This is a genomic window from Mycobacterium sp. IDUB_37 (genome assembly GCF_055419245.1).
On sequence record NZ_JBVAXG010000058.1, the window covers coordinates 1 to 268 of the forward strand.

A 268-nucleotide genomic window follows, 5' to 3' on the forward strand; every position below is an offset into this window, starting at 1 on the left:
GCCAGGCCGGCGGCAAGGGCGGCACCGGCGGTGTGGGCGGGGCCGCCGGCGCGGCGGGCACCGGCTCGACTCTCGGCACCGCCGGGGTGGCCGGTAACGGCGGCGCAGGCGGGCTGGGCGGTAACGGCGGCGCCGGCGCAGACAACACCACCACCGCGGGCACCGGCCTGCAGGGCGCCGCCGGCGGCACCGCCGGCGCGGGCGGCCAGGGCGGGACCGGCGGCACCGCGGGCGCCACCAACGGTGGCACCGCCGCCAGCCAGGGCGC

The 268-nt window shown here is 84.3% G+C and carries 1 protein-coding gene; it reads left to right on the plus strand.

Annotated elements, in window-relative coordinates:
- On the plus strand, positions 1-268 hold a 268-nt coding region (locus ACZY1I_RS32295), incomplete at both ends, for a hypothetical protein (RefSeq protein ID WP_463761724.1).